This window comes from Enterobacter cloacae complex sp. SHL018 (assembly GCF_049237905.1).
GTDB lineage: Bacteria > Pseudomonadota > Gammaproteobacteria > Enterobacterales > Enterobacteriaceae > Enterobacter > Enterobacter hormaechei_C.
Genome location: NZ_JBMKJE010000001.1, coordinates 680,164 through 706,255, shown reverse-complemented (window position 1 = coordinate 706,255; position 26,092 = coordinate 680,164). Strand labels below are relative to the sequence as shown.

Genomic DNA, 26,092 nt, shown 5'->3' with positions numbered 1-26,092 from the left:
TGGAGGATTTCTAAGCTGCCTGTACGGCAGTGCACTGAAATAATACCTCTCCACCATCATGATTTTCATACAAAAAAAGCTAAAATCCCTGCTCAAACCCCTTTTTTTGCGCTCCAGGATATTTAACCGAAAAATCAATAGATTACATTTTGGTCAAAAATTAGGGTCAACTCCCATCCTTCTTTTACCCCACCCTGAACAAAAAACACCCGTTCCATACCCCCTCACAAATGGCTATACTTACTCATGACAAATGACATCACTCAGGAGGTATCATGAGAACATGGGTTCCTGCGCAAAGGCCGGCTGATAACACGCTGTGGCGCTACGCCGGTTTGCCTGCAAGCAGAGGCATGCGGCTGATAGAATATCTCAATCAAGGATTACCCGTCAGCGTCCTCGACAATATTCACGAGTGGACGGACATGTCGAAAGCGGAGATTTTACGCGTCACGGGAATCAACGAGCGTAACGTTGCCCGCCGCAAAAGTACGGGCCGGACGCTGACGCCCGACGAGAGCGAACGTGTGGCGCGTTTCGTTCGGGTACTTGATGCGGCTGTCGATTATTTCGGCAGTAAAGAAGAGGCATGGAACTGGTTGCAGTTACCGGTACGTGGGCTTGGCAATGTTGCGCCTGTCGATCTGATCGCCACGGAAACCGGTGCGCTGGAAGTTACCGATTTGATTGGTCGGCTGGAGCACGGAGTGTTCGCATGATTTTTTATCGTCTGGTGACAGGACGTTTTGCCAGCGAAGCGTGGAGTGGCAGTGGTGCAAACCAGTATGGCGGACGCTGGAATCATAAAGGCCATCCTGCCGTGTATGTCTCCACCTCCATCTCGCTAGCTTCACTGGAAATTCTGGTGCACGTCAGAAAAGACACCGTGCTGAACCAGTACCAGCTTTTCAGCATTGATATCCCGGATGACCAGATTGATTACCTGGATAAAGCGTGGCTGCCCGAGGACTGGCAGGAAAATCCGGCGCCCGTATCAACGATGGATCTGGGTACCGGTTGGTTGCAGGCTAACAGCGCTCTCGCACTCATCTTACCCTCCTGCATCATTCCCTATGAAAACAACGCCATACTTAATCCATTGCATCCGGCATTCCACAAAGCACTCAATTCTGTTGAATTAATGCCTTTTAATTTTGATACCCGTCTCGCAGAAAAAACCGCACCCTGAAAGCTGATGCGGCTGTGATTTATCAGAACCAGGGAACTGTCGCTGTCGCGCTGAGTCCGTAGGTTGAAAACATGCCAACCACAGGTGCGGAAAGCAACTCACCATGACGGATAAAAAGCCTGAAAGACTGGCCCGTCGAGAGGCTACGTAAATTGAGCCAGGGTAAATCGGTCCTCGCTTCCTCCATTGTGCGTATCCTTTGCTGCGCCTCTTCTTCGGTTATCCATCCTTTCTTTACCGAACGACGCATAAGCCGCGGCGCGCTGCTTTTCACCTGGACACGGGATACGCATCGCCAGTGATGTACCTCTGGTACGGCTTTAATTGCCGAGCACAGACAGTAATCGCTCAGACCTTTTCGCCATGCCAGCGATTCGAGTTCGCTTAACGCCAGGTGTTCGCCGTGCAGGCGTAACACCGCGCCGGGCTTAATACCGTGCGCAGGGAAGCTAACGCCAATATCCCCTTTCCCTCGCTGACCCAGCGCACGATGAAGTTTGGCCATCAGCGCGGCCATTAGCATCTCCTCGCTAAACTCCGGGTCGGGCAGCACGCGGATCTCAATATAGTGATCCATAATCACTCCTTACTCGCCCTTCTCGCCGAAGACACCGCCACGGATCAGTACAGCCATCACATAATGCTGCTGCTCAGCGTCGGGTTTCTGCCCTTTCGTCACCCAGTTATCAAGGAGCGTGTAGAAGTCCATTTTCTCTTTTGGCTGACGGCAGGCCACGCCGCGGCTGGTGACCGATCCATACGGCTCAACGGCTATCGCGCCAAGCTCATCCACCTTTGGATGCCAGGTATCGATCGTCCGAATCGCATTGCCGATTTTCTGCGAGTGCATGCCAGCCACATTATCAACCTGATACAGCAGGCGACTCTTACTGCTGTTGCTGTCAAGAACCAGCTCCTGCGACGGGAAGATCTCCTGTCCGGCACCGAGCAACACCTGCGCCTCTACGTTCAGCAGCACAAATCCCTCACCGCTAAGCCCTTTTTCAATTTCCTGCGCCAGCGCTTCAAGATCCTTATCGCTTGCAGAAAAATCTCGCAGTGCGTAGCAATAAGCATCAAACGTCCACGTTTTACTGCCCGTCACACGCACGATAATTTTTTCAGCGCCGACGCGGTTACGCCAAAAAAAACGCCCGTTCGCCAGGTTAGTTGCATAGCGGCGCGCCAGTTCTGCAAAGCCGTGTTCACTGATATAGCCGTCAATAACCTGCTGAAGCGCATCCTGATAGGCGCGGTCATTACACACGGAAGGCGTGGACAGGTTGCCCAGCACGCGTAGGGTAAACTTCACCTGTAAGGTGTCGGCGTCTGCGGGCAGCGCAGCCACATCCACCCTCTGGAGGTTAGCTTTCTGGATCTCGGCATCCAGTTTTGCCGGATCGTTAGTAAGCGCGTTCTTCAGGCGGTTGGAAATCGTGCCACGCACTGCTTTTTCCTGAATGCAGATGGGTTGCCAGGTTTCCCCCTGCCAGCTTCCGGAATACATCACTGCATCCGACGTCGCCAGTTTACGTTCAAATGCCAGAACAGATGCCGTTTTAACGGCAGTTGGAGCCTTTGCCATAGCTAAATCCTTTTTATTTTGAATGTGCAGATGTCACCGGCGCGCCCGCGCCCTGACAGTAGTAGCCCGTTTCTGTCGTATGAAAACGCCAGAAAATTTCATTAAGAGAATGAATGCGGTGTAGACCGCACCACTCGCCCACGCCATACACCGCCTCCGTAAACGCAAAGGGTGTTTCTGCATCACGTGCGTTACTTACCATGCCGGGGGAATAGAGCGCAGAAATCCGCTGATAGCCAGTCATTAAGGGCACCAGATAACCGGGGTTAGGTTTAGGAACATAGTGCCAGTTTGCCGGTTCGCCCTCACGGATGTCGCCCTCCTCCGGCGTTTCAGCCTGAAACTTCATCGCAGCGAAATCGAGCCAGGCATCAAGCAGCGAGGTATTGGGGTCGCTCTCAAGAAGCGTTTGATAATGTTCCCCCAGCCAGCTGCTGCGATCGCGTAAGGCAAAACCGGGCATCAGCTGCCACTGCAACCGACACAGGTCACGACTGTCGGACGGCATCGCCATGACGGTAATAGCCTGAATATCGACGATGATGCCACCCGCCAGCCTGAGCGTAGGGCAAACCTGGCTGAGATGCTCTGCCAGATCGCGCTGCCCGTATTCGCCATTAGGAATTTCCCCATGGCATTCCAGCAGCAACGAAACCGTCATATGCATCCGGCCCTCTTCATTAAAGGAGGCTGTTTTCGTGTCCCGGGTGAGCGGATTGCGCGTCAGTGCAAACTGATAATCACGACCGGACGTATGCGCGTGGATCTGGTGCTCGTGGCTGACGACAGCACAGCCATCGATTTGTAGCCCGTGGGTTTTCGTCAGCTTGCGAGATAACGCATGGGAAAATCCCAGAAAATGGGTGATGGCGGGAAAACCATACGTCAGGCCAGCAATGGCGTTGGCGTTTTCAACTCTGATGCGGCGAAGCAGGATCAGTGAGCTCATTTCAGCGCCTCCTGAATGATTTTTTCCATCTCGCGAAGGTTAGAGCGTAAACGTTCGCGAGTTTCCCATTCACGTTTTTCCACGGCACCTAAATCCGGCATCGCCTTGCGCAGACGTGCGTTCAGCCACAGGGAAAAATCTTCTGCCATTGCGCCCTGCCAGTCGTCCTTTTCTCGCTCAAGTCGGAAGGCTTCGTCTGTTTTTGTGCGCCAGGGATCGAGCCAAAGCTGTTGATGAGGTTTCAGATTGGGACAGTTAAGCGTCCAGTTTTGCCAGGCTTCGCGTTGAAGTTCAGATGCAATTTCGAACAACAGATCGATAAGCATATTGATATAGCCATCACGAGCCTCGCGAATACGAAAACTGGTGTAACTGCCCGTTTTCGTGAGCAAGGAAACCAGCAACTGTATTTGACTCCTGGCACGACGGTCAAACTGCCCACCCGAGGCGAAAACAGAACGCAGATTTGTTGGCGCCTTTTCTGCTCTTTTCCCCTGCGGCGGCTGGCAGGAAAGTAGCCAGCACCGCCCACCGCGCACGCTATTGAGATAGGAAATATTTTGCGGTTTAGTCCCCCCGAAGTGTATTTCCGCCGCATCCGGGAATAACGTCAGCGGAGTGGGGTGCCATGTTTTCTCGCGACGTGCTTTCCAGATGGCTTTAACTTCATCGCCAAAACGGAAGGCAATCATTTTCTGATGCATGGCGTGTACAAGCGAGGTGGCGAATAACGGGCTTAAGAGGTGGTAACCTTCTTCTACCGGAAAATACCCCTGTTTCGCCAGCTTGTGCGAAGCTGGTTCTCCGGGGGTTAACGCACGGGAAAACCCCGCAATCCACTCCCTCAGTTGATTCTCGTCATCGGCAAAAGCGGCCAGCGCAGCGTGATCGCCCCGTTTCAGGCTTGCCAGAAGGGAGTCGCCACCGTCAACCCGCGTTTGCAGCAGCTTTGCAACATCCAGCGCAGCAGCGTTTCCCACCGCATCCGTATCCAGACCTGACAACGCAGCGGTGCTGAGATACCCTTCCTGCGCCACTGCCTCGCTGTAAATACTGCAACTTTTTGAATCCCCGTGGGTAAATTTCGCCGCATGGGTCACGAGGTTAATTTGTCCGGCCCGCTTCGCGGCATCCGTCAGCCATGCTTTCGGTTCATAGCGAAGCTCCAGCTCCCGGCGTTCTGCCGCAAGCGTTGCGCTATCTGTATCGCTGCGCTTTGCGGCCTCTTTATCAAATGCTTCCAGCTTTGTTTGCCGTCGTCCGGCAATGTACTCAGCGATGAAAGCGCTTAGTGCTTCAACTGACATACTCGCTCCTGGCTCTTTATAGATATTCCCTGAACACACCCAATACCGGGTGATACAGCCATTGCTCTGTCTCCTCCTCCCTAGTCACTCTCAACGTGATTTCGCCATAACGACGCGATACCGCCTCCAGCTCCATCTGCTTTTCATCGGCCAGCGCCTGTAATACCTCGGCATAATCAATTGCAATCCACGGCTTAACGCCGTCAGCCATCGATAACGGCTGCACGCAAAACCGTCCCGCAGGTTTTAACACCCCGTCTTCCTGCATCAGGCAAAACTCAGGTTCATCGCCCTCCTCTTCCATACTCAAAAAGAACGAGGCCTGAGCTGAAGCGTGTCGAAATGGAGTCCGTTTCTGAAGCTCACCGTTCCAGGTCAGCGGTAGTCGCCACCACAATGCGGCGACCGCATCTGATTTATCGCCGCCTTCCAGCAGTGCGGCACGCAACCGGGTGTGCTCCAGCGCCGCAAGGGCATTGCCGGGAACATCCTCAGCGATGCGCGGGATCGCATTCAGGGTGCGATAACCCTCTTCATCGATCAGTGCATGGAGGTCATGATGAGGCAGCAGATGCTGCCCGGTTTCAAAACCGGGTAAGCAATAAGCGACCTTTTCTCCGCGAAGCGCGTGCACGTTGCGTTCCAGAATCACCAGATTTTCGTTATCAGGCACGATCTGACGATGGCGCTGAATACGTCCGGCGAATTGAATCAGCGAGCGCATTGAGCTCGGCTCAATTATTCCCCAATCAGCATCCAGATCTCTCCCCGTTTCAAGTATGGGGGAGCCGAGCACGACAAAAAGATGATGCTTTTCCTGCGATGCCAGCGCCTGCTTAACTTCAGGCAACTGCCAGATCCGCTCCGGCTCGTGCCGCGTAAATGCACAATCGAGTCGTCTCTCAATCGCCGCCCGCACCGCCAGCGGATGCTGGCTGTGATAAACGCAGTAATGGATGCTGTAATTATCCGGGGAGGGTAATGCCATCAGCGTTTGCGCGACGGCAACCAGCGGATTGATATTGGCCATGCGCACCAGACCAAACGACACGGTTTTGCCAGCGTTATGCGTGCTGTGATGAAGGCCGTGCAGCGCGATCATTTGCTGGCGTAGCGTCTGCGCCAGCGCGGAGACAACATCTGTCTTGCTGGAAGACTGCGGCTCCACGGCAGCCAGTTTCCCCAGACGAAGCCGCGGCTGGTCAGGCAGACGTTTGATCCGCTGGCGAACAAAATCGCCATGCGCCCGGTGAAAATGCGCGTCGTCGGCCACGTCCTGCGACTGCGCGCAATACTCATCAAACCAGGCGCAGCAGATATTCATCGGTCTGTCAGACCGACCGCATGCGGCCTGCCAGGCTTTGCGCCCTTCCCGATAGGCTTCAAACAGCGCTTCCGTTAGCGCAGGCGGCAGCGTGGCGGAGGAAAGCAGCACCCGGGAACCGAGCATTCCGGCCCAGTTCACCAGTCGACAAAGGGCGTGCAAATCATCAATGTCGAAATCGTCAGGCTCATCAAGCACCAGATCGCTGGTCAGCAGACGCAGCATGGCAGGGATCTGCCTGCCGCCGCGCACGCCTTCCGTTGCCGGCATCAGGTGATCGATCGTTGTCACCAGCACCGGCGCGCTGACCAGGCGATTTAGCGCGGGTTCTTTCGCCAGCCACTGCTGAGCGATCCCGCTACTGATTGCCCCTTCATAATGCACGTAATGATGGCTGGCGAAGAACGCTTCGCCGCTGGCGCTACTAGTATCTTCGGTATCATTGCCCTGATACAGCTCCTTCACTGCTGCGGCACCGGTCACGACGGCCAGTGTGTCATCGTCCAGTCCCAGGCGAGACTGCAACGCATGTCCCGTCTGTAGCGTTAAGGTCCGCAACCCCAGCGCGACGCTAAAGCGGCATCCCTCCTGCTCGTCTGCCAGAGCGTACATAATCCGGGCGTTGGCAAAGGTTTTACCGCATCCGGTCGAGGCCATATTGATGCCAAAAAATCCCTGTTCAGCACTTTTATCCCGTAGCGAAGAGGCGACATCCCAGGCCTTGTTTTGCCAGTGAAAACGCGGATCTTTCGCCCTTTCCCTGAACGTTTTATGTCGGGCGATGGCGGGTAATGCGCGCCGTAATGTGGGAAGGGAACGGCCCATCAGCAGAGCATGATGCGCCACGCCCACGTTATGTTCATCCAGCTTTTGGTTGGGCTCAGGATTACTGTTGGCCCAGATCTGGACAACGTCGTCCTGCCAACCTGAATACGCAGGCTGCGACGAGTAGAAATGATCTGCCAGCATCAGCGACAGACGCGAAAGATGGAGAGTAAACAGGTTATCAAGCGACCCAAAGTCAAGTAACGCGGGGGTATTCCTGATACGTTTGCCAATCTGTCGGGCTTTCTCGCGCCAGGTTTTACTTCTTAGCGGCGTGCCGTGGGGGAATTTCCAGACATTTTTTAGATCACGCCCGGTCCATTTAGGCTTTTCAGATCGGTGATTAAGCGAGTTCCAGTCCGCATTCAGCTGTCGCTCAAGCCAGCCATCGCAGTACAGTAATTGTGGCTCTGCCGAATGGGACTGTGGTAAACGATGGTGTGACAGCATCAGCCAGGCCACTACTCGCGCCAGAGGGGGCAGGTTACCGAGCGGACTGCCGCTTTTTTCCGGCGTATCCATCGTCAGGGCTTTCAGCATGGCTTTTTCGTCAGTTGCCTTGAGATGTTCCAGCGAGGCTAGCCACTGCGCATCGGTTTGTTGCCCGACAAAAGCCTGAAACAGACGCACCGAAATCCATTCGTGTCGGTATGGCTGAAAACGGTGCTTACTCTCTTTCAGCAGCGTTTGCTGGAAGCACATCCCCGCTTTGCCAAAATCGTGAAACAGCCCAGCGATGGCCGCCAGCAAGGCGATGCTTTCTGCACTTTGCCAGCGGTGTTCGCTGTCATTGCGGATAATTTGCAGCGTCGTACGATTTGTTGGCACGCGCCCTTGCGCGTTAAAGCGACGCAAATTCCCGACTATCCACAGCAGTTCGGTTTGACCGTTTTTTTTCAGCCAGTGGCAGGCCACGGCGGTATTACGTCGCGCAGTTTTACGCAGCAGCTTGCGCAGTGTTATGGCACCTTCCATCGTAATCGTCGTCTGCCACGCCGCGTCTCCAGTGCGCTCAGCAAACTGATCGATAATCTGACAGCTTTGCTCGCGCGCACGTTTGGTACACCGAGAGATAATCAGCACATTCATTTTGTGCTCCCCGCCAGCGACTGCGAGGTTTCCTGCAACGTGGTAATCATCACATCCAGCGCATCGGCCTGCTGAAAGGCATTAATACAGCGCTGGCGAAACTGTTGATTATCTTCACCCTCCATAGCCGCAATAAATGCCTGCGGCATAACGAGGGCGTCTTTGATTAAATCGGCAATATCAAAAACCAGCCCGCCGCGTCGGGTTTTGCCATGCATCACCGCCAGACCGTGCGGAATGCCCGTCACCCAGGCCGCGACCGCCGCCAGCCCGTAGGCCAGATAATTACCCTGATCGAGAAAACGGTTTGCCATATCCGCCCCGCCACCCCGTTTGGCTCGGGTAAAATTGCCATAACCTGTCGTCTGGCTGGTTAGTTTATAGAGCGATTTCGTGAGCTGGGCTTCCTGGAGCATCAGAGAGGTGTGGTCCTGAGCCTTTTCCATACCCTGTCTGGCACGTTCGAGGAGAGTATTCAGAGCATCTTTATCTGGCTGAAAGGCCATTTCGCGCTGCATCCGCAACCCTGACCACTGTTTTTCAATTTGTTGTAATCGAATAAACTGAAAGTGTTTTGCCGCCTGCAAGCGCTTTTCTTCATTAAACCAGAAGGAGACCCAGTTCTGTAAATATTCCGTCGGACGATATTCACTCTGCGGGCATAGCCAGGAGACATCAATATCCACTTCATTCGCGGAATAGAGTGGCGTGCCATCCGTGCCACAAAAACCGACCATCACGCCCGCTCGCGCGAACTCCCGCATCGCCATTTGCGTCACGGATGTTCCCATTCCCAACATTACTGCCGTCGTATTAGCGATGGGAATATTCCAGTAAAAAGACTCTTTACCTTCCTGAGTGACATATTCAACGCGTCCACCATTTACCTGAATACGGCATTTCTCTAGGTAATAGATATTGGCACGTTTTGAATGAAGAATGGTTTTTAAGTCGGATGGGGTAATGCTGTTCGCTGGCATAGCAAGTGCTTTTTATTTCAATATGTTGAATGCGAGGTATGTTAGCGGAGATTAGATGAAGACAAATGTGACGCGTATCAAATGAATAATAATTGTCGGAATATCGAGATAAAAAACCTCTGACATATTTAATGTATTATTTTTGTGAATAATATATATGAGGAAATATGGTTGTGGGGTGAATGAGTATTGATTTTATTTAAAATACAAAGAGGATTGTGGTGATGATTATGGGTTTTAAAATAGCTGGAGTGAATATTTGGGGGGTATGATGCCTGCACGGCAGTGAACTCTAAGTATGGAATATTCATCGCGGGGTCTACTTTCTAAGCTGCCTGCACGGCAGTGAACGTTATGTTTTAACTGGTCTTCGCGAAGAGCAGTTTCTAAGCTGCCTGCACGGCAGTGAACTTCACGCCCAGCGCAAAATCGGGACCCGTCAGTTTCTAAGCTGCCTGCACGGCAGTGAACGTCTACAGTCTGCCCCTGTTAATGCTCAATCATTTCTAAGCTGCCTGCACGGCAGTGAACGTTAATTAACGATTTTGAAAGGTGTCGTTATGTTTCTAAGCTGCCTGCACGGCAGTGAACCATTTGGTGCAGATACTTATACCGGCTTCAAATTTCTAAGCTGCCTGCACGGCAGTGAACCTTGCGCTGGCGAAGCCCGTCAAGGATGCGATTTTCTAAGCTGCCTGCACGGCAGTGAACGAAGACCATCAAAACGATGGGCCTCAAAATGCTTTCTAAGCTGCCTGCACGGCAGTGAACTGGTCTTCGACCCAGAAACGGGCGAACTCCACTTTCTAAGCTGCCTGCACGGCAGTGAACGTAATACTGCTCAAAGATGCCAGCCTTGAACTTTTCTAAGCTGCCTGCACGGCAGTGAACTTTTGTCTCTTTTTCAGCTACGTCGATATCGCTTTCTAAGCTGCCTGCACGGCAGTGAACGTCATGTCCGATTGCGTGACCGACGCGGGAAGTTTCTAAGCTGCCTGCACGGCAGTGAACACACAGTCTGTGGCGCGCGTCGTCTACCTGCTTTTCTAAGCTGCCTGCACGGCAGTGAACGGGTTCGGTGGCGGCCTGGTCTCTGACTCTGTTTTCTAAGCTGCCTGCACGGCAGTGAACCCGGGACGTACTTTGCATCGACCGAGACGCACTTTCTAAGCTGCCTGCACGGCAGTGAACAAAAGAACCCTTGTATGGATCAGCTGCTGATTTTTCTAAGCTGCCTGCACGGCAGTGAACACCCCATCATCCTGATGTCGTCAACAATCTCTTTTCTAAGCTGCCTGCACGGCAGTGAACGACGGGAAAACCCTTGTCTACATCGAGATGGATTTCTAAGCTGCCTGCACGGCAGTGAACCCAACATGGCCACCACCATCGCGAGTTAACACTTTCTAAGCTGCCTGCACGGCAGTGAACTGGAAGAAATCTTCGCCATCTTATTGTTCGAAAAGAAAATAATCAACATATCTACCTCAAACCCTTTTTTCTGCGGCCTTTATTCGCACAATAAAAATCAATAACTTAAAGAACCGCTCGAAAAAAGGGTTTCGCCATACCGCGCCGGAACCCCTCCCCCGACGCACGACACTAAACTTAATTAATGATATGAATTACAGGCTTTCCACATTCAGGTGCAGCCACATCTGCCGCCATCGAATATGTAATGTCATGCAGCAATCCTGTCAGATGGGGCAGCATCTCGCGGTCAAAATACGACACCAGCAGCGCGTGGTTTAATGCCCGGCAGTAATCGCATTTGGTTTCGGTATCCTCCAGAAGCCACTCTTTTTCCTTCGGCCGTTCCGCCTCGTCGTCAAATTCAACTACCCGGAAATCACACATTGATTCTGCGAGTTCAGTTTTGACTACGTCCAGATAAGCACCAAGACAACGGCAAACGGGCTGCGTTTGCGGGAGCGAATTGCAGTCCAGCAGGATTTCCGTGAGCAGATTACAGCGCTCGACGAGAGTTGGGAGATCGGGGTTGAGAGATAGTTCGCTATAGAACTGGGAGTAATTGATTTCTGTATTCATTGGGTAATTCCTTCACACACATGAATTTACCACCGCAGGAAACGCCAGATTCGCTGGCGGCGGACGAAAAGGAATTGGCGTACCAGTGTGTGCACCTGGCGCTTCAAAAGAAGCTTCCGATTCGCCCGCCAGATGCAGAATTATACCCTTTTCCTTAGGGCGAACGAAGCCTACAGCAATACTGCTGGTTACACACTTTCAGGACGCCAATCCCGACACCTGATTTTGCAGGTGCGCCGCCATTTTATGCCTGTGAATTTATCCAGCAATAAGCCTCGAAAGAAACTGGAAAGCGCCTCGCAAAATTTCATTGCGGCCTGATGCCCTCACCCCAGCCCTCTCCCTCAAGGGAGAGGGGGCCGTCTGTGCAGGCATTATTTTGTGGGGAACTCTCAGCCCTCAGGGAGAGGGAGCAAGGCACGCATAAAAAAACCGGGCATTTGCCCGGTTTTTTAGCCTAACGTTCAACTCAGTGAGCCGCTTCCGGCTTGTGCTTCGCCGCACTCTGGAAATCGTACGTCAGTTCGTTCTTCGCCTGATCCAGCCCCACCGTTACCTGGCCGCCGTCCACCAGCGAGCCAAACAGCAGCTCGTTTGCCAGCGGTTTCTTCAGGTTGTCCTGAATCACGCGCGCCATCGGACGGGCGCCCATCGCACGGTCGTAGCCTTTCTCAGCCAGCCAGTTGCGGGCCTCCTGGCTCACTTCCAGCGACACGCCTTTCTGATCCAGCTGAACCTGCAACTCGACGATGAACTTGTCCACCACCTGATGAATCACCTCGGTAGACAGATGATCGAACCAGATAATGTTGTCCAGACGGTTACGGAACTCCGGCGTGAAGATCTTCTTGATCTCTTCCATCGCATCGGTGCTGTTATCCTGGTGGATCAGGCCGATGGATTTACGCTCGGTTTCCCGCACCCCGGCGTTGGTGGTCATCACCAGCACCACGTTGCGGAAATCGGCCTTGCGCCCGTTGTTATCGGTCAGCGTCCCGTTGTCCATCACCTGCAACAGGATGTTGAATACGTCCGGGTGCGCTTTCTCGATTTCATCGAGCAGCAGTACCGCGTGCGGGTGCTTGATAACCGCGTCCGTAAGCAGGCCGCCCTGGTCAAAGCCCACGTATCCCGGAGGCGCACCAATCAAACGGCTGACGGTATGACGCTCCATATACTCGGACATATCAAAGCGCAGCAGCTCAATGCCCAGCGCTTTGGAGAGCTGAACCGTCACCTCGGTTTTACCCACCCCGGTCGGGCCGGCGAACAGGAAGGAACCGACAGGCTTGTGGTCATGCCCAAGACCAGCACGGGCCATCTTGATCGCTTCGGTTAAGGCCTCAATGGCTTTATCCTGACCAAAGACCAGCATTTTCAGGCGATTGCCGAGGGTGCGCAGCGTATCACGGTCGCTCTGAGAAACGCTCTTCTCAGGAATACGCGCGATGCGGGCCACCACGGACTCGATATCCGCCACGTTCACAGTTTTCTTACGCTTGCTGGCTGGCATCAGGCGTGCACGCGCACCCGCCTCATCAATCACGTCGATCGCTTTATCCGGCAGATGACGATCGTTGATGTATTTCACCGCCAGTTCCACCGCCGCACGGACCGCTTTCGCGGTGTAACGCACGTCGTGGTGTGCTTCGTACTTGGTTTTCAGGCCGTTGATGATCTGCACCGTTTCGTCAACCGACGGCTCGGTAACGTCGATTTTCTGGAAACGACGCGCCAGCGCACGATCCTTCTCAAAGATGTTGCTGAACTCCTGGTACGTCGTGGAGCCCATCACGCGGATCTTGCCGCTGGAGAGCAGCGGTTTGATCAGGTTAGCGGCATCCACCTGGCCACCGGAGGCCGCACCTGCGCCGATGATGGTGTGGATCTCATCGATAAACAGGATGCTGTTGGTGTCCTGCTCCAGCTGTTTTAACAGCGCTTTGAAACGTTTTTCGAAATCACCGCGGTATTTGGTGCCCGCCAGCAGCGAGCCAATATCCAGCGAGTAGATGGTGCAGTCGGCAATCACTTCCGGCACGTCGCCCTGCACAATGCGCCAGGCCAGCCCTTCGGCAATCGCGGTTTTACCCACGCCAGATTCCCCCACCAGCAGCGGGTTGTTCTTACGGCGACGGCACAGCACCTGGATGGCACGCTCCAGCTCTTTGTCGCGACCAATCAGCGGGTCGATACCGCCAACGCGAGCAAGCTGGTTAAGGTTGGTGGTGAAGTTTTCCATACGATCCTCCCCGCCTGCTTGCTCTTCATTGCTGTTGATCTGTCCGCTGGGATCCGATGCCTGGTTAGGCTCGTCTTTTCGCGTTCCGTGAGAGATAAAGTTGACCACGTCGAGCCGGCTGACTTCGTGTTTACGCAGCAGGTAGGCCGCCTGGGACTCCTGCTCGCTGAAGATGGCGACCAGGACATTGGCGCCAGTCACTTCGCTACGTCCGGAAGACTGGACGTGGAAAACCGCGCGCTGCAACACGCGCTGGAAGCTGAGCGTCGGCTGCGTGTCGCGCTCTTCTTCACTGGCTGGCAGCACCGGTGTAGTTTGTTCGATGAAGGCTTCGAGTTCCTGACGTAGCGCCACCAGATCCACGGAGCAGGCTTCCAGCGCTTCGCGGGCAGATGGGTTGCTAAGCAGTGCGAGCAGCAGGTGCTCGACGGTCATAAACTCATGTCGGTGCTCACGCGCTCTGGCGAAAGCCATGTTTAAACTGAGTTCCAGTTCTTGATTGAGCATAGGCACCTCCCCCAATTTTATGCCTTATCAGGCCTTTTCCAGCGTACACAGCAACGGATGCTCGTTCTCCCTTGCATAGTCGTTCACCATCGCTACTTTGGTTTCCGCAACCTCGGCAGTAAAGATGCCGCAGATCGCTTTGCCACGATAATGAACGGTAAGCATCAGTTGCGTTGCACGTTCAACATCATAAGAAAAGAACTTTTGTAGCACGTCAATAACAAATTCCATCGGCGTGTAATCATCGTTCATTAACATAACTTTATACATAGATGGCGGTTTTAGCGCGTCGCGCACTTTATCTTCCGCCAGCTGGTCAAAATCCAGCCAATCGTTGGTCTTACCCATTATGCATAACCACTTTGAATCTACCTCAGATGTTAGATAACAATCATCTATTACTGTCATCCGCGATGTCTGTCACAAACTGTTGCAATAGCGTTAACTGCCTCAAATTTTGGTTGATTATTGTCCCAACTCCAGCGCCAAACGCTTGACGGCTTCTTCCGTTTCTCTAAATTGTACAAGCGTGAGTTGGCGAGGTTTTGAACAGCCCCCACTCCACCACCGGTTCATTCCATCTTAATTTATAAGATTTACGAAGGATGTCGAAGCATGGAAATGGGTACTGTTAAGTGGTTCAACAACGCCAAGGGGTTTGGCTTCATTTGCCCCGAAGGCGGCGGCGAGGATATCTTCGCTCACTATTCCACCATTCAGATGGATGGTTACAGGACGCTCAAAGCCGGGCAGTCCGTCCGGTTCGATGTACACCAGGGGCCAAAAGGCAATCACGCCAGTCTTATCGTGCCCGTTGAAGCAGAAACGGTTGCATAGCTCTCTGATTCATTGTGTACACCCCGCAGGCAAAATGCCAGCCCGATCGGCTGGCATTTTTATTTTCGGGTTATTCCCGCGCCAGCGCATCCACCGGATCCAGCCGCGCCGCGTTTCGTGCCGGCAGCCAGCCAAACAAAATGCCGGTAAAGGTGGAGCACAAAAACGCGGTGAGGATCGCCATCGGTGAGAAGCCAATCTCCCACCCCGGTAAAAAGAGCTGGAGCGCGAAGGCGATCATCATCGAGAGCGCAATCCCCATCGCGCCTCCCACCAGACACACCAGCACCGCTTCAATCAAAAATTGCTGGAGCACATCGCTGGCTCTGGCCCCGACCGCCATGCGAATGCCGATCTCGCGCGTACGTTCGGTCACCGACACCAGCATAATGTTCATCACCCCTATCCCGCCGACGACCAGCGAAATCACCGCCACCAGCGTCAGGAACAGCTGAAGAGTACGTGTGGTCTTTTCGGCCGTTTTCAAGAGGCCGTCCATGTTCCAGGTGAAGAAATCCTTTTTCCCGTGGCGCAACGTTAACAGCCGCTCGAGCTGCTGTTCCGCCAGCGCGCTGTCGTAGCCCTCTTTCACTCGCACGGTAATGGAGTTGAGCCAGGACTGTCCCATAATGCGCCCGGAAATGGTGCTGTACGGCAGCCAGACGCGCAGGATCTTGCTGCTGCCAAACATGGACTGTTTCTCTTCCGCCACACCAATCACCGTGGCGGGCATGTTACCCACCAGGATCACTTCCCCCACCACGCGGGTTTTATTGGGGAAAAGCTGTCTGCGCGAGTTAGCGTCTAACACCACCACCTGCGCCCTGCCCGCCAGCTGTTCCGCGTTGAAGGTCGCCCCTTCGCTGAAGGTCATGCCGTAGACGTTGAAGTAATCTCCGCTGACGCCGTTAGCGCTGGCCGCCACGTCGATGTTGCCGTAGCGCAGACGCAGGTTTTGCGACACGGCAGGCGTGGCGGAGTTCACCCACGGCTGCTTCTGAATAGCCGCCAGATCGTCGTATTTCAGCGCCTGCTGATACTGCGGCTCGTCGTCGCCAAAATCTTTGCCGGGGTAAACGTCGATGGTGTTAGTCCCGATGGCGCGAATATCCGCCAGCACCAGCTGTTTCGCCGCATCGCCCACCACCACAATCGACACCACCGAGGCAATACCGATAATGATGCCGAGCATGGTCAGCAGGGTGCGCATTTTGTTGGCCGCCATCGCCAGCCAGGCCATGGTCAGCGCTTCACGAAAGCCGCTGGAGAACTGTCCCCAGCCGGTGGACGCAGGTAAGGCTTCTTTCGGCGCCGCCGCTCTGGACTGACGTGGCGGCGGGTTGCTGACCAGCTCGCCGTCGTGGATCTCAATGATGCGTTCCGCCTGCGCTGCCACCTGCGGATCGTGGGTGACAATAATCACCGTATGCCCCTGATCGCGCAGCTGATGCAGGATCGCCATCACCTCTTCACCGGAATGGCTGTCGAGCGCACCGGTTGGCTCATCAGCGAGGATCACCTGTCCGCCGTTCATCAGCGCACGGGCAATACTCACGCGCTGCTGCTGACCGCCGGAAAGCTGCGAAGGCTGATAATCAACACGCTCCGCCAGCCCAAGACGCGTTAACAGCGCCTTCGCGCGTTCAAGGCGTTTTTTGCGCTCGACGCCCGCATACACCGCCGGCACCTCCACGTTCTGCGCCGCGCTCAGGTGTGAAAGCAGATGGTAACGCTGAAAAATAAAGCCAAAATGCTCGCGACGCAGCTTCGCCAGCGCGTCGCCGTCCAGGGTGGAAACATCCGTCCCGGCCACGCGATAGGTGCCGCTGGTGGGCTTATCCAGACAGCCAAGAATGTTCATCAGCGTTGATTTACCCGAGCCCGACGCCCCGACAATCGCCACCATTTCACCGGCTTCAACGCGCAGGGAGATGCCCTTCAGCACCTCCACCGGCCCGTCGCCGGACGGATAGCTGCGACGAATGTCATTCAGCTCAAGCAGCGCCGTCATTGCGCGGCTCCGGGCAGGGTTTCGCTGGTGACCACTTCCTCACCCTCTTCCAGCCCTTTTACCACCACCACATCGGTGTCGTTACGCGCGCCAATCACCACTTCCCGCTCGCGGGTTTCGCCGTTGCGCAGCACTTTCACCTTGTAGCGATTGTCCCCGGCGGATTCACCCAGCGCGGAGAGCGGAACCGTCAGCACGTTTTTCACGCCGGTCAGCTGGATATGCACCTGGGCGGTCATGTCCAGCCGCAGCACGCCCTGCGGGTTTGGCACCTCAAAACGCGCATAGTAGAAGATGGCGTCGTTGACCTTCTCCGGCGTCGGCAGGATATCTTTCAGCACCCCTTCATAGCGGGTTTGCGGATCGCCCAGCACCGTAAACCAGGCTTTCTGCCCCGGCTTAAGGTGAATGACGTCCGCTTCGGATACCTGGGCTTTCACCAGCATGGTGCTCATATCCGCCAGAGTCAGAATGTTCGGCGCCTGCTGCGCGGCGATGACCGTCTGGCCTTGCAGGGTGGTGATCTGCGTCACTTCTCCGGCCATTGGCGCAACGATTTGCGTGTAATCGAGGTTGGTTTTCGCCGTATCCAGCGAGGCCTGATTCCGTTTGATTTGCGCATCGATGGTGCCAATCTGCGCCTGCTTCACCGCCAGCTCCGTGGCGGCGGTGTCCAGATCCTGTTTCGAGATAGCCTGCGTTTTCGCCAGCGCCTGCTGGCGCGTCAGGGTGACCTGAGCGAGATTACGCTCCGCCTGAGCCTGCGCGCGCTGCGCGCGCAGCTCCATCAGCGTCGCTTCCACTTCGCGGATCTGGTTTTGCGCCTGCTCAGGATCGATCACCCCAAGCAGTTGGCCTTTTTTAACCTTATCGCCAATCTCAACTGACAGGGTTTTAAGCTGACCGCTGACCTGCGCGCCCACGTCAACCTTACGCAGGGCATCCAGTTTCCCCGTCGCCAGCACGTTTTGTTGCAGCTCGCCCGGACGAACAATCAGCGTTTGATACTGTGGTACCGGCGCGTTCAGTACCTTCCATAACCAGAATCCGCCCGCTAACACCACTACCGCCAGCAGCAGAAACAGCTTTCTGCGTTTTCCCTTCAGGTTCATAAATATTCCAAATAATTGTTCTGGCTATCATCACCGTTGATTTTATCTAAACCACTCCTCAACGAAACCCCCGATCCCCGTAATCGTCGGGAATTGTTTACCCGATGTTGATAAAGCGCCTGCTGAAATAGCGATATTCCACCAGAAGCAGGATCTAACATGTCTTCCATCGTCGATACACCTTATTCAACGCTGCCCCAGCCTAAATCGGGCTGGCAACTGTTTAAAAGCCTGGCATCGGGTTCCCTCACGCCGGGGCTGGCGTGGCAAAATCCGGCCTATCGACGTAAGTTTATGTTGCGCTCGCTGGCAACGCCGTTCACCACTGCGCGCCTGCTTGGAAACCTTGCAAAACAGCCCCGTCTGATGCAGATCCTGCGCGTGCAGCCCGGCCTGCCGTGCCGCCTGCACCGGCCGTGGCTGACCGTCAATATGGGCCGCCAGACTACGCTGGACGCACTGAACGATCACTATGAGATGATGAGCCGCCATCTTCCGGCGTCGCTGCTGAACGGCTACCTCTCCAGCCAGGGCATCACGCTGGTGACGTTAACGGGCAAAGAGGAGCAGCAGTTTAGCGTTCGCCTGAGCGCGGATGCGTTTCTGGACAAAGAAGGGGAAGCGACCCTCACTTTTTGCGACCACCAGAACACGGTGCTGGCCGAGCTGACCTTTACGCTGTGCACATACCAGGGCAAGCCAACGCTCTTCATCGGCGGAATGCAGGGGGCGAAAGCGCATGTCCCGCACGAGCACATTCAGCTGGCGACCAAAGCCTGTCACGGACTGTTCCCAAAACGTCTGCTGGTTGAAGCGGTCATGACGCTGGCAGGCGCCTTCCCGGTCGAGCAGATCCTCGCGGTGAGTAACGCCACCCACATCTACCGCAGCTGGCGCTATCGCAAGAAAAAAGAGGGAAAATTGCTGGCTGACTATGACAGCTTCTGGCGCTCCCTTGGCGGACAGCAGCAGGATAACGGCAACTTTGCCCTGCCGCTGACCATGCCACGCAAACCGATGGAAGAGATTGCGAGTAAAAAACGGTCCGAATACCGCCGCCGCTATGCCCTGCTTGATAGCCTGATCCAACAGGTTTCGCAGGCGACTGCCCGTTAATCGGCCCTCCCGCGAGCCAGCCAGAGGACGCGGGAGAACATTTTACGCAGCAGCGTGGGCACCGACTCCACGCCTCGCCTGCCCGCTTCCGTCGCAACTTCAATGGCCAAATCCGGTTTTGACGACCGATGGATAGCTTTGGCAATCACCCGGCGCATATTCATGGGCACATCTACCGGGATCATCGCCACGCGGTGAAAGACGTCGTCAAATCCCTGGCGGTACATAAAGTGCTCCATGTCCATCGCAGGCAGCGCGGTCAGATGTTCCCGCTCCTCTTCACGATCGTTATTGAGCAGGCTGCGCACGGTCGCCGCATATTTTTTACCCGCCTCATCGCCATCCACCAGTACGTGCCACTCTATCCCCATCCGGCGCGCAAATTTGATCAGCGGTTTTAAGCCAGACTGAGCAAATTCGATCACTTTGATCCCTTCGGCATCAAAGTGGTGTCCGCACTGGCGAGCCAGCTCGTTTATCACCCAGGTTTCCGTTTCCCCTTCCACCAGCAACCAGCAGCGGGCAAACAGGGAAGAGGCACGGTTAAAACGGATATGAAACGCAATTCGTCGGCCATCTTCGGCATTTAACCCGCCGGGCCCGAGCCGGTAGGCGGTGACCCGCGAGGATTCACGCACCAGGCGGCAGACATACTCCACCGGCGTCAGAGAGAGCAGCTCTCCGGAATTCGTGGTGGTGACTCGCTGCAACGGCAGCAAATTAAGAAGATGCCACGCCACGGAAAGCATAATCGGGTGCAGCCGCGTTTCCGGATCTTCCACCAGCAGCAGCGGGCGCGCGTCCCGATCCAGGCGCACCGTCCCTTTCGCCTGTAAAAGCGTGGAGAATAATCCCAGCAGGATCACCCGATGCGTGCGCCCGCCGGGGCGGTCGATCATGCGGTTGATAATATCGAGATAGCGCCAGCTTCGTTGTTCATCGTGCGAGCGGCGACGCATCAGACGGTGGCGCGCCTGCCCCGTTCCCTGCTCGGAGAAATAGTGCTCCAGCAGTTGCACCATGGCAGACAGTCCCTGACGGATCTGGCCGTCGGTGAGGTTCTGCGGCCGTGAGACCAGTTCACGGGCGAGGAAATCCAGTTCGCGGGCGGTCACCTCCACCTCGGGCATATTCGGCACGGTGCCGTTACGGATCCGCCGCATAAAGCGCGCGTCTCGTAAGCGCAGCACGGGGGAGAGGCGGATAAGATGGCGGGCAAGCTCGTCAATATTATCGAGCGGGATCGGATTTCCCTTCTCATCAAGAAATTCACGCAGGGTTAACACCCCGTCGTTTTGCGCCATTTCGCCCTCAAGGCGATAGAAAATACGCTGGAAACCATCTTCACAGGGCACCCAGCAGGGCGACATAGGGCGAAAACGACGCACGCGATGGCGACCGGGCTCGGATTCGCGGAAGGTCAGAATGATATGCAGGTGTTTCTCGCGTCCGTTGACATCCCCCGGCGGAAACCAGAAGTCATCATGAACGAAGTGGTACAAGTTCTCTTCGGGCGAAAGTAGCAGCGTCAGGGCATCCAGCAGGCTGGATTTACCCCAGGCATTTTCGCCTATCAGGACGTTGTTCTGTTCCAGTTGCAGCGACAGGCGGTTAATCCCGCGAAACCCGACAATCTCCACACGTTCGAGTAGCATACATCCCCCGCAATTCGGCCACTTTTTCCTTCAAGTTATCAGCAGTATAGCGGCAGGCTGTGGGTCACGACAGCAGAATATACGCCCCTTAATTATTGGGCTATGCTCTTATTACCTCCGATCTGAACAAGGATTGACATCACATTGCCTTAAATCAAATTTAGTGAATTTATTTGAGTGGCGAAGGGATGTTGATGGTTTCAAAATACTGGCTCTTTGAGTCGTCATCCCTTTATGGCGATATAACCCGCGCGCAGGAATGGGCGCGGACGTTTATTATTGAGGTGGTTATGTTCAGAAAATTAGCGGCAGAATGCTTTGGTACATTCTGGCTGGTGTTTGGTGGCTGCGGTAGCGCAGTACTGGCAGCCGCATTTCCGGAATTAGGTATTGGCTTTGTCGGCGTCGCGCTGGCATTCGGTTTAACTGTATTAACCATGGCATTCGCCGTGGGGCATATTTCCGGCGGTCATTTCAACCCGGCCGTCACATTAGGTTTATGGGCGGGCGGACGTTTCCCGGCGAAAGATATTATTGGCTATATTATTGCCCAGGTTATCGGCGGTATTATTGCCGCGGCGGTGCTGTACGTAATTGCCAGCGGAAAAGCCGGGTTTGACGCCGCGGCCAGCGGATTTGCGTCGAACGGCTTCGGCGAACACTCTCCAGGCGGCTACTCGATGCTGTCTGCCATCGTGATTGAAATTGTGCTCACCGCAGGCTTCCTGTTGGTGATCCACGGCGCAACGGACAAATACGCGCCTGCGGGCTTTGCCCCCATCGCTATTGGTCTGGCGTTGACGCTGATCCACCTCATCTCCATTCCGGTGACTAACACCTCCGTTAACCCGGCGCGCAGCACCGCGGTGGCTATTTTCCAGGGCGGCTGGGCGCTTGAACAGCTGTGGCTGTTCTGGGTGATGCCAATTATCGGCGGTATTCTGGGCGGCGTGCTGTATCGCACCCTGCTGGAAAAACGCGATTAATGGTTTTCCCCCTCTCCCTGTGGGAGAGGGCCGGGGTGAGGGCATCAGGCCGCACCACCCCAAATAGACAAGCCGGGTAAGGCGCAGCCGCCACCCGGCTTTTTTTGTAGCTTTACCTCACAGCCTTTATTGGGTAGTGTCTCTGGCGCTTAACTGATACTCAAAAGGACCGGCTGTTCATGTTCTCAGGACTCCTCATCATTCTTCTGCCCCTGATTGTGGGCTACCTTATTCCGCTGCGTCATGAATCGGCCTTAAAGCTTATTAATCGTTTTCTCAGCTGGATTGTTTACGTCATTCTGTTCTTTATGGGGATCAGCCTGGCCTTCCTGGATAATCTGGCGACGAACTTGCTTTCCATCCTGCATTATTCTGCGGTTACGGTAGTGGTTATTCTGCTGTGCAATATTGCTGCGCTGTTCTGGCTGGAACGCACTATTCCCTGGAAAAATCACCACCATCAGGAAAAGCTTCCCTCACGTATTGCGATGGCGCTGGAATCATTAAAACTGTGCGGCGTGGTGGTACTCGGTTTTTTACTGGGTCTGACCGGCTGGGCATTTTTACAGCACGCAACGGAAGCCAGCGAATATACGCTTATTTTCCTGCTCTTCCTGATTGGTATTCAGCTGCGAAATAATGGCATGACGCTGAAACAGATTGTCCTTAACCGCCGGGGCATGATGGTTGCCGTTATCGTTGTGGCCAGCTCACTGGCGGGGGGAGTGATTAACGCCTTTATTCTCGATCTGCCGCTGAAAACCAGCCTGGCGATGGCGTCCGGTTTCGGCTGGTATTCGCTCTCCGGTATTCTGCTGACCGAATCGTTTGGTCCGGTGATCGGCAGCGCCGCCTTCTTTAACGATCTGGCGCGCGAGCTGATAGCCATCATGCTGATCCCCGGCCTGGTACGCCGCAGCCGCTCTACCGCGCTGGGCCTGTGCGGGGCCACCTCAATGGACTTTACCCTGCCGGTATTACAGCGCTCGGGAGGGCTGGAGATGGTCCCTGCCGCCATCGTACACGGCTTTATTCTGAGCCTGCTGGTCCCCATTCTGATGGCGTTCTTCTCAGCCTGATACTGCTTTGGCGGTAGTGAACCTGCCGCCAAAATTGCGCTAAATCAATAACCCTCCACTTAGTATAAGAAAGCACTTTTCTCTGCTGTGGCACAGGCATAACCTTAAACATGTATCTCAAATATAACTTTAACAGGTGTGATTATGTTTTGTGTGCAATGTGAACAAACCATCCGTACCCCAGCAGGCAACGGCTGCTCTTACGCGCAGGGTATGTGCGGCAAAACCGCAGAAACGTCCGATCTCCAGGATCTGCTGATTGCGGCGCTGCAAGGCTTGTCCGCCTGGGCCTTCAAAGCCCGTGAATATGGCATTGTTGATCACTATGTCGACAGCTTTGCGCCGCGCGCATTTTTCTCCACGCTGACCAACGTTAACTTCGATTCTCCACGCATTGTGGGCTATGCCCGCGAAGCGATTGCCCTGCGTGAAGCCCTGAAAGCGCAGTGCCTGAATGCCGACGCCAGCGCCCGCGTGGACAACCCGATGGCGGAGCTACAGCTGGTGAGCGACGACCTGGGCGAGCTACAGCGTCAGGCCGCAGAATTTACTCCCAATAAAGACAAAGCGGCGATTGGCGAAAACATCCTCGGCCTGCGCCTGCTGTGCCTGTACGGTCTGAAAGGTGCTGCGGCCTATATGGAACACGCGCACGTACTCGGCCAGTACGACAACGCTATTTACGCCCAGTACCACAAAATCATGGCCTGGCTGGGCACCTGGCCTTCCGATATGAACGCCCTGCTGGAATGCTCGATGGAAATCGGCCAGATGAACTTCAAAGTGATGAGCATTCTGGATGCCGGTGAAACCAGCACCTACGGCCACCCAACGCCAACGCAGGTCAACGTCAAAGCGACCGAAGGCAAATGCATCCTGATCTCCGGTCATGACCTGAAAGATCTCTACAACCTGCTGAAGCAGACCGAAGGCACCGGCGTTAACGTTTATACCCACGGCGAAATGCTGCCCGCGCACGGTTACCCGGAGCTGCGTAAATTTAAGCATCTGATCGGTAACTACGGCAGCGGCTGGCAGAACCAGCAGGTGGAGTTTGCCCGCTTCCCTGGCCCAATCGTCATGACCTCTAACTGCATCATCGACCCGACCGTCGGCGCGTATGACGACCGTATCTGGACCCGCAGCATCGTCGGCTGGCCGGGCGTGAGCCACCTTGAAGGCGACGATTTCGGTCCGGTTATCGCTCAGGCGCAGCAGATGGCAGGCTTCCCGTACAGCGAAATTCCGCACCTCATCACCGTCGGTTTTGGTCGTGAAACCCTGCTGGGTGCGGCGGATTCCCTGATTGACCTCGTCAGCCGTGAAAAACTGCGTCACATCTTCCTGATCGGCGGCTGTGACGGCGCGCGCGGGGAACGTAACTACTTCACCGATTTCGCCACCCGCGTACCGGAAGACTGTCTGATCCTGACCCTGGCCTGCGGTAAGTACCGTTTCAACAAGCTGGACTTCGGCAACATCGAAGGTCTGCCGCGCCTGGTGGATGCGGGTCAGTGTAACGATGCGTATTCAGCCATCATTCTGGCGGTCACGCTGGCAGAGAAACTGGGCTGCGGCGTGAACGATCTGCCGCTGTCGCTGGTGCTCTCCTGGTTCGAGCAGAAAGCGATCGTTATCCTGTTGACCCTGCTCTCTCTCGGCGTGACCAACATCGTCACCGGGCCGACCGCGCCAGGCTTCCTGACGCCGGACCTGCTGGCCATCCTGAACGAGAAATTTGGTCTGCGTTCTGTGACCAACGTTGAAGATGATATGAAGCAACTGCTGAGCGCGTAAGGAGTAACTCATGACCATGCCAACCTCACAATGTCCGTGGCGGATGCAGGTTCATCACATCCATCAGGAAACGCCGGATGTGTGGACGCTGTCGCTGCTGTGCCATGACTATTATCCGTACCGCGCGGGCCAGTATGCGCTGGTGAGCGTGCGTAATTCGGCGGATACTCTGCGCGCCTACACGATTTCCTCCACGCCGGGCGTGAGCGAGTACATTACGCTCACCGTTCGTCGTATTGATGACGGCGCAGGATCCGAGTGGCTGACCCGGGACGTGAAGCGCGGGGATTACATCTGGCTGTCTGACGCGCAGGGCGAGTTTACCTGTGACGACAAGACGGAAGATAAATTCCTGCTGCTGGCGGCGGGTTGTGGCGTGACGCCGATTATGTCGATGCGTCGCTGGCTGGCGAAATACCGACCTCAGGCCGACGTGCAGGTGATTTTCAGCGTGCGTTCCCCGGAAGATGTGATTTTTGCCGAAGAATGGCGCAACTATCCGGTGACGCTGGTCGCGGAAAACAACGCCACGCATGGCTTTGTTGCGGGGCGCCTGAGCCGCGAGCTGCTGCAAAGCGTGCCGGATATTGCGAACCGCACCGTGATGACCTGCGGCCCGGCGCCATACATGGAGATCGTGGAGAAAGAAGTGAAAGCGCTCGGCGTGACCCGCTTCTTCAAAGAGCAGTTCTTCACGCCTGTAGCGGAAGCGGCGACCAGCGGGATGAAGTTCACGAAGCTGCAACCGGCGCAGACCTTCTTTGGGCGCGTGGGCACCACGCTGCTTGAAGCGCTGGAAAGCAACAACGTACCGGTGGCGGCGGCCTGTCGCGCCGGGGTGTGCGGATGTTGCAAGACCAAAGTGGTTTCCGGTGAGTACACGGTCACCAGCACCATGACGCTAACCGACGCGGAAATCGCAGAGGGCTATGTGCTGGCATGTTCGTGCCATCCGCAAGGCGATCTTGTGCTTGCATAATCTTTCGCGGTTCACCTGTAGGCCCGGTAAGCGTCAGCGCCACCGGGCTTTTGCCGGGTGGCACTACGTTTACCCGGCCTACATTGTGCATACGGCCTGTGCGGCTGTGAACGGCGCAACGGATCGCTGAGGAATATCGGGAAATTTCTAAGCTGCCTGCACGGCAGTGAACCCAGGATATTGCCGCTCCGCTTACGGTCTTCATTTCTAAGCTGCCTGCCCGGCAGTGAACTGAAGCAATCTACATCTATCCCTTTGTCTGATAAACCAATACCTCAAAAACTCCCTCCAACCCCTTTTTTATTCCCCTTCAGCCTAACCATATAAAATCAACAACTTATGCACCATCAGGAAAAAAGGGTCTGCAAACCCGCTTCCTCCCGCCCCAACCTCAGCCCGCTGGCGGCGCGTCGCGCAGAAAAACCACCTGTACTTAAGGAATACTGAGCAGGCAATACAGCGACTTTCTTCTAA

At 55.2% G+C, this 26,092-nt stretch carries 20 protein-coding genes and 2 CRISPR repeat arrays (1 of these 22 cut by a window edge); of the genes, 8 read left to right on the top strand and 12 right to left on the bottom strand.

What is annotated here, in order from left to right:
• A CRISPR array of direct repeats spans positions 1 to 35; the repeat unit is 28 nt; unit sequence TTTCTAAGCTGCCTGTACGGCAGTGCAC; it reaches 833 nt to the left of the window's first position.
• A gap of 240 nt (positions 36 to 275) precedes the next feature.
• Both parS and ACOTY5_RS03445 read left to right on the top strand, forming a co-directional pair.
• Positions 276 to 719, top strand: coding sequence for a type II toxin-antitoxin system Xre/ParS family antitoxin (gene parS / locus ACOTY5_RS03450; RefSeq protein WP_023296216.1), 444 nt, complete (start codon positions 276 to 278; stop codon positions 717 to 719).
• Positions 716 to 1,189 (top strand): RES family NAD+ phosphorylase, encoded by a 474-nt coding sequence (locus tag ACOTY5_RS03445; RefSeq protein WP_045142243.1) that lies wholly within the window; start codon positions 716 to 718, stop codon positions 1,187 to 1,189. Before parS ends, ACOTY5_RS03445 begins: the two co-directional genes overlap by 4 nt.
• Before the next feature lie 22 nt (positions 1,190 to 1,211).
• Here ACOTY5_RS03445 and cas6f read toward each other — a convergent pair whose 3' ends face one another.
• The 9 genes from cas6f to clpS form a co-directional block, all read right to left on the bottom strand.
• A complete protein-coding gene (gene cas6f / locus ACOTY5_RS03440) occupies positions 1,212 to 1,766 on the bottom strand; it encodes a type I-F CRISPR-associated endoribonuclease Cas6/Csy4 (protein WP_045142244.1) in 555 nt (184 codons plus the stop codon).
• A 9-nt stretch (positions 1,767 to 1,775) separates the two neighbouring features.
• On the bottom strand, positions 1,776 to 2,774 hold the full coding sequence (csy3, locus tag ACOTY5_RS03435; protein WP_045142245.1) for a type I-F CRISPR-associated protein Csy3: 999 nt from the start codon (positions 2,772 to 2,774) through the stop codon (positions 1,776 to 1,778).
• 13 nt (positions 2,775 to 2,787) lie between these two features.
• Positions 2,788 to 3,723: a type I-F CRISPR-associated protein Csy2 gene (gene csy2, locus ACOTY5_RS03430; protein WP_045142246.1), complete on the bottom strand. Its 936-nt coding sequence runs from the start codon at positions 3,721 to 3,723 to the stop codon at positions 2,788 to 2,790.
• Complete coding sequence (csy1, locus tag ACOTY5_RS03425) at positions 3,720 to 5,030, bottom strand: type I-F CRISPR-associated protein Csy1 (RefSeq protein ID WP_045142247.1); 1,311 nt, start codon at positions 5,028 to 5,030, stop codon at positions 3,720 to 3,722. The genes csy2 and csy1 overlap by 4 nt, the downstream gene beginning before the upstream one ends.
• A gap of 16 nt (positions 5,031 to 5,046) precedes the next feature.
• Positions 5,047 to 8,268: a type I-F CRISPR-associated helicase Cas3f gene (gene cas3f / locus ACOTY5_RS03420; protein WP_045142248.1), complete on the bottom strand. Its 3,222-nt coding sequence runs from the start codon at positions 8,266 to 8,268 to the stop codon at positions 5,047 to 5,049.
• Positions 8,265 to 9,248, bottom strand: coding sequence for a type I-F CRISPR-associated endonuclease Cas1f (gene cas1f, locus ACOTY5_RS03415; RefSeq protein WP_032647877.1), 984 nt, complete (start codon positions 9,246 to 9,248; stop codon positions 8,265 to 8,267). The genes cas3f and cas1f overlap by 4 nt, the downstream gene beginning before the upstream one ends.
• Before the next feature lie 323 nt (positions 9,249 to 9,571).
• Positions 9,572 to 10,679: a CRISPR direct-repeat array (repeat unit 28 nt; unit sequence TTTCTAAGCTGCCTGCACGGCAGTGAAC).
• A 177-nt stretch (positions 10,680 to 10,856) separates the two neighbouring features.
• Positions 10,857 to 11,297, bottom strand: coding sequence for a hypothetical protein (locus ACOTY5_RS03410; RefSeq protein WP_045142249.1), 441 nt, complete (start codon positions 11,295 to 11,297; stop codon positions 10,857 to 10,859).
• Positions 11,298 to 11,766: 469 nt separating this feature from the next.
• Positions 11,767 to 14,046: an ATP-dependent Clp protease ATP-binding subunit ClpA gene (gene clpA / locus ACOTY5_RS03405; protein ID WP_006809407.1), complete on the bottom strand. Its 2,280-nt coding sequence runs from the start codon at positions 14,044 to 14,046 to the stop codon at positions 11,767 to 11,769.
• Between the two features lie 27 nt (positions 14,047 to 14,073).
• Positions 14,074 to 14,394, bottom strand: coding sequence for an ATP-dependent Clp protease adapter ClpS (gene clpS / locus ACOTY5_RS03400; protein ID WP_006174393.1), 321 nt, complete (start codon positions 14,392 to 14,394; stop codon positions 14,074 to 14,076).
• Positions 14,395 to 14,661: 267 nt separating this feature from the next.
• Between clpS and cspD the strand changes: the two genes are divergently transcribed.
• The gene (cspD, locus tag ACOTY5_RS03395) at positions 14,662 to 14,883 is read left to right on the top strand and encodes a cold shock-like protein CspD (RefSeq protein WP_006809408.1); all 222 of its coding nucleotides are present in this window, start codon (positions 14,662 to 14,664) and stop codon (positions 14,881 to 14,883) included.
• A gap of 70 nt (positions 14,884 to 14,953) precedes the next feature.
• On the opposite strand, the gene macB is transcribed toward cspD, so the two are convergent.
• Positions 14,954 to 16,894, bottom strand: a complete 1,941-nt coding sequence (macB, locus tag ACOTY5_RS03390) for a macrolide ABC transporter ATP-binding protein/permease MacB (protein ID WP_015570984.1) — start codon at positions 16,892 to 16,894, stop codon at positions 14,954 to 14,956.
• On the bottom strand, positions 16,891 to 18,006 hold the full coding sequence (macA, locus tag ACOTY5_RS03385; RefSeq protein WP_017384842.1) for a macrolide transporter subunit MacA: 1,116 nt from the start codon (positions 18,004 to 18,006) through the stop codon (positions 16,891 to 16,893). Before macA ends, macB begins: the two co-directional genes overlap by 4 nt.
• A gap of 159 nt (positions 18,007 to 18,165) precedes the next feature.
• Between macA and ACOTY5_RS03380 the strand changes: the two genes are divergently transcribed.
• Positions 18,166 to 19,122, top strand: a complete 957-nt coding sequence (locus ACOTY5_RS03380) for a VirK/YbjX family protein (RefSeq protein WP_017693707.1) — start codon at positions 18,166 to 18,168, stop codon at positions 19,120 to 19,122.
• Here the strand turns inward: ACOTY5_RS03380 and ACOTY5_RS03375 are convergent.
• The gene (locus tag ACOTY5_RS03375) at positions 19,119 to 20,777 is read right to left on the bottom strand and encodes an ATP-dependent endonuclease (protein ID WP_017693708.1); all 1,659 of its coding nucleotides are present in this window, start codon (positions 20,775 to 20,777) and stop codon (positions 19,119 to 19,121) included. The genes ACOTY5_RS03380 and ACOTY5_RS03375 overlap by 4 nt on opposite strands.
• A 290-nt stretch (positions 20,778 to 21,067) precedes the next feature.
• On the opposite strand from ACOTY5_RS03375, the gene aqpZ reads away from it, so the two are divergent.
• The 4 genes from aqpZ (at position 21,068) to hcr (ending at position 25,618) form a co-directional block, all read left to right on the top strand.
• Positions 21,068 to 21,763: an aquaporin Z gene (gene aqpZ, locus ACOTY5_RS03370; RefSeq protein ID WP_026080729.1), complete on the top strand. Its 696-nt coding sequence runs from the start codon at positions 21,068 to 21,070 to the stop codon at positions 21,761 to 21,763.
• Between the two features lie 179 nt (positions 21,764 to 21,942).
• Positions 21,943 to 22,842, top strand: coding sequence for a lysine exporter LysO family protein (locus ACOTY5_RS03365; protein ID WP_015570988.1), 900 nt, complete (start codon positions 21,943 to 21,945; stop codon positions 22,840 to 22,842).
• 144 nt (positions 22,843 to 22,986) lie between these two features.
• The gene (gene hcp / locus ACOTY5_RS03360) at positions 22,987 to 24,639 is read left to right on the top strand and encodes a hydroxylamine reductase (RefSeq protein WP_017384847.1); all 1,653 of its coding nucleotides are present in this window, start codon (positions 22,987 to 22,989) and stop codon (positions 24,637 to 24,639) included.
• Between the two features lie 10 nt (positions 24,640 to 24,649).
• On the top strand, positions 24,650 to 25,618 hold the full coding sequence (gene hcr, locus ACOTY5_RS03355; protein ID WP_045142252.1) for an NADH oxidoreductase: 969 nt from the start codon (positions 24,650 to 24,652) through the stop codon (positions 25,616 to 25,618).
• Positions 25,619 to 26,092: the final 474 nt, after the last annotated feature.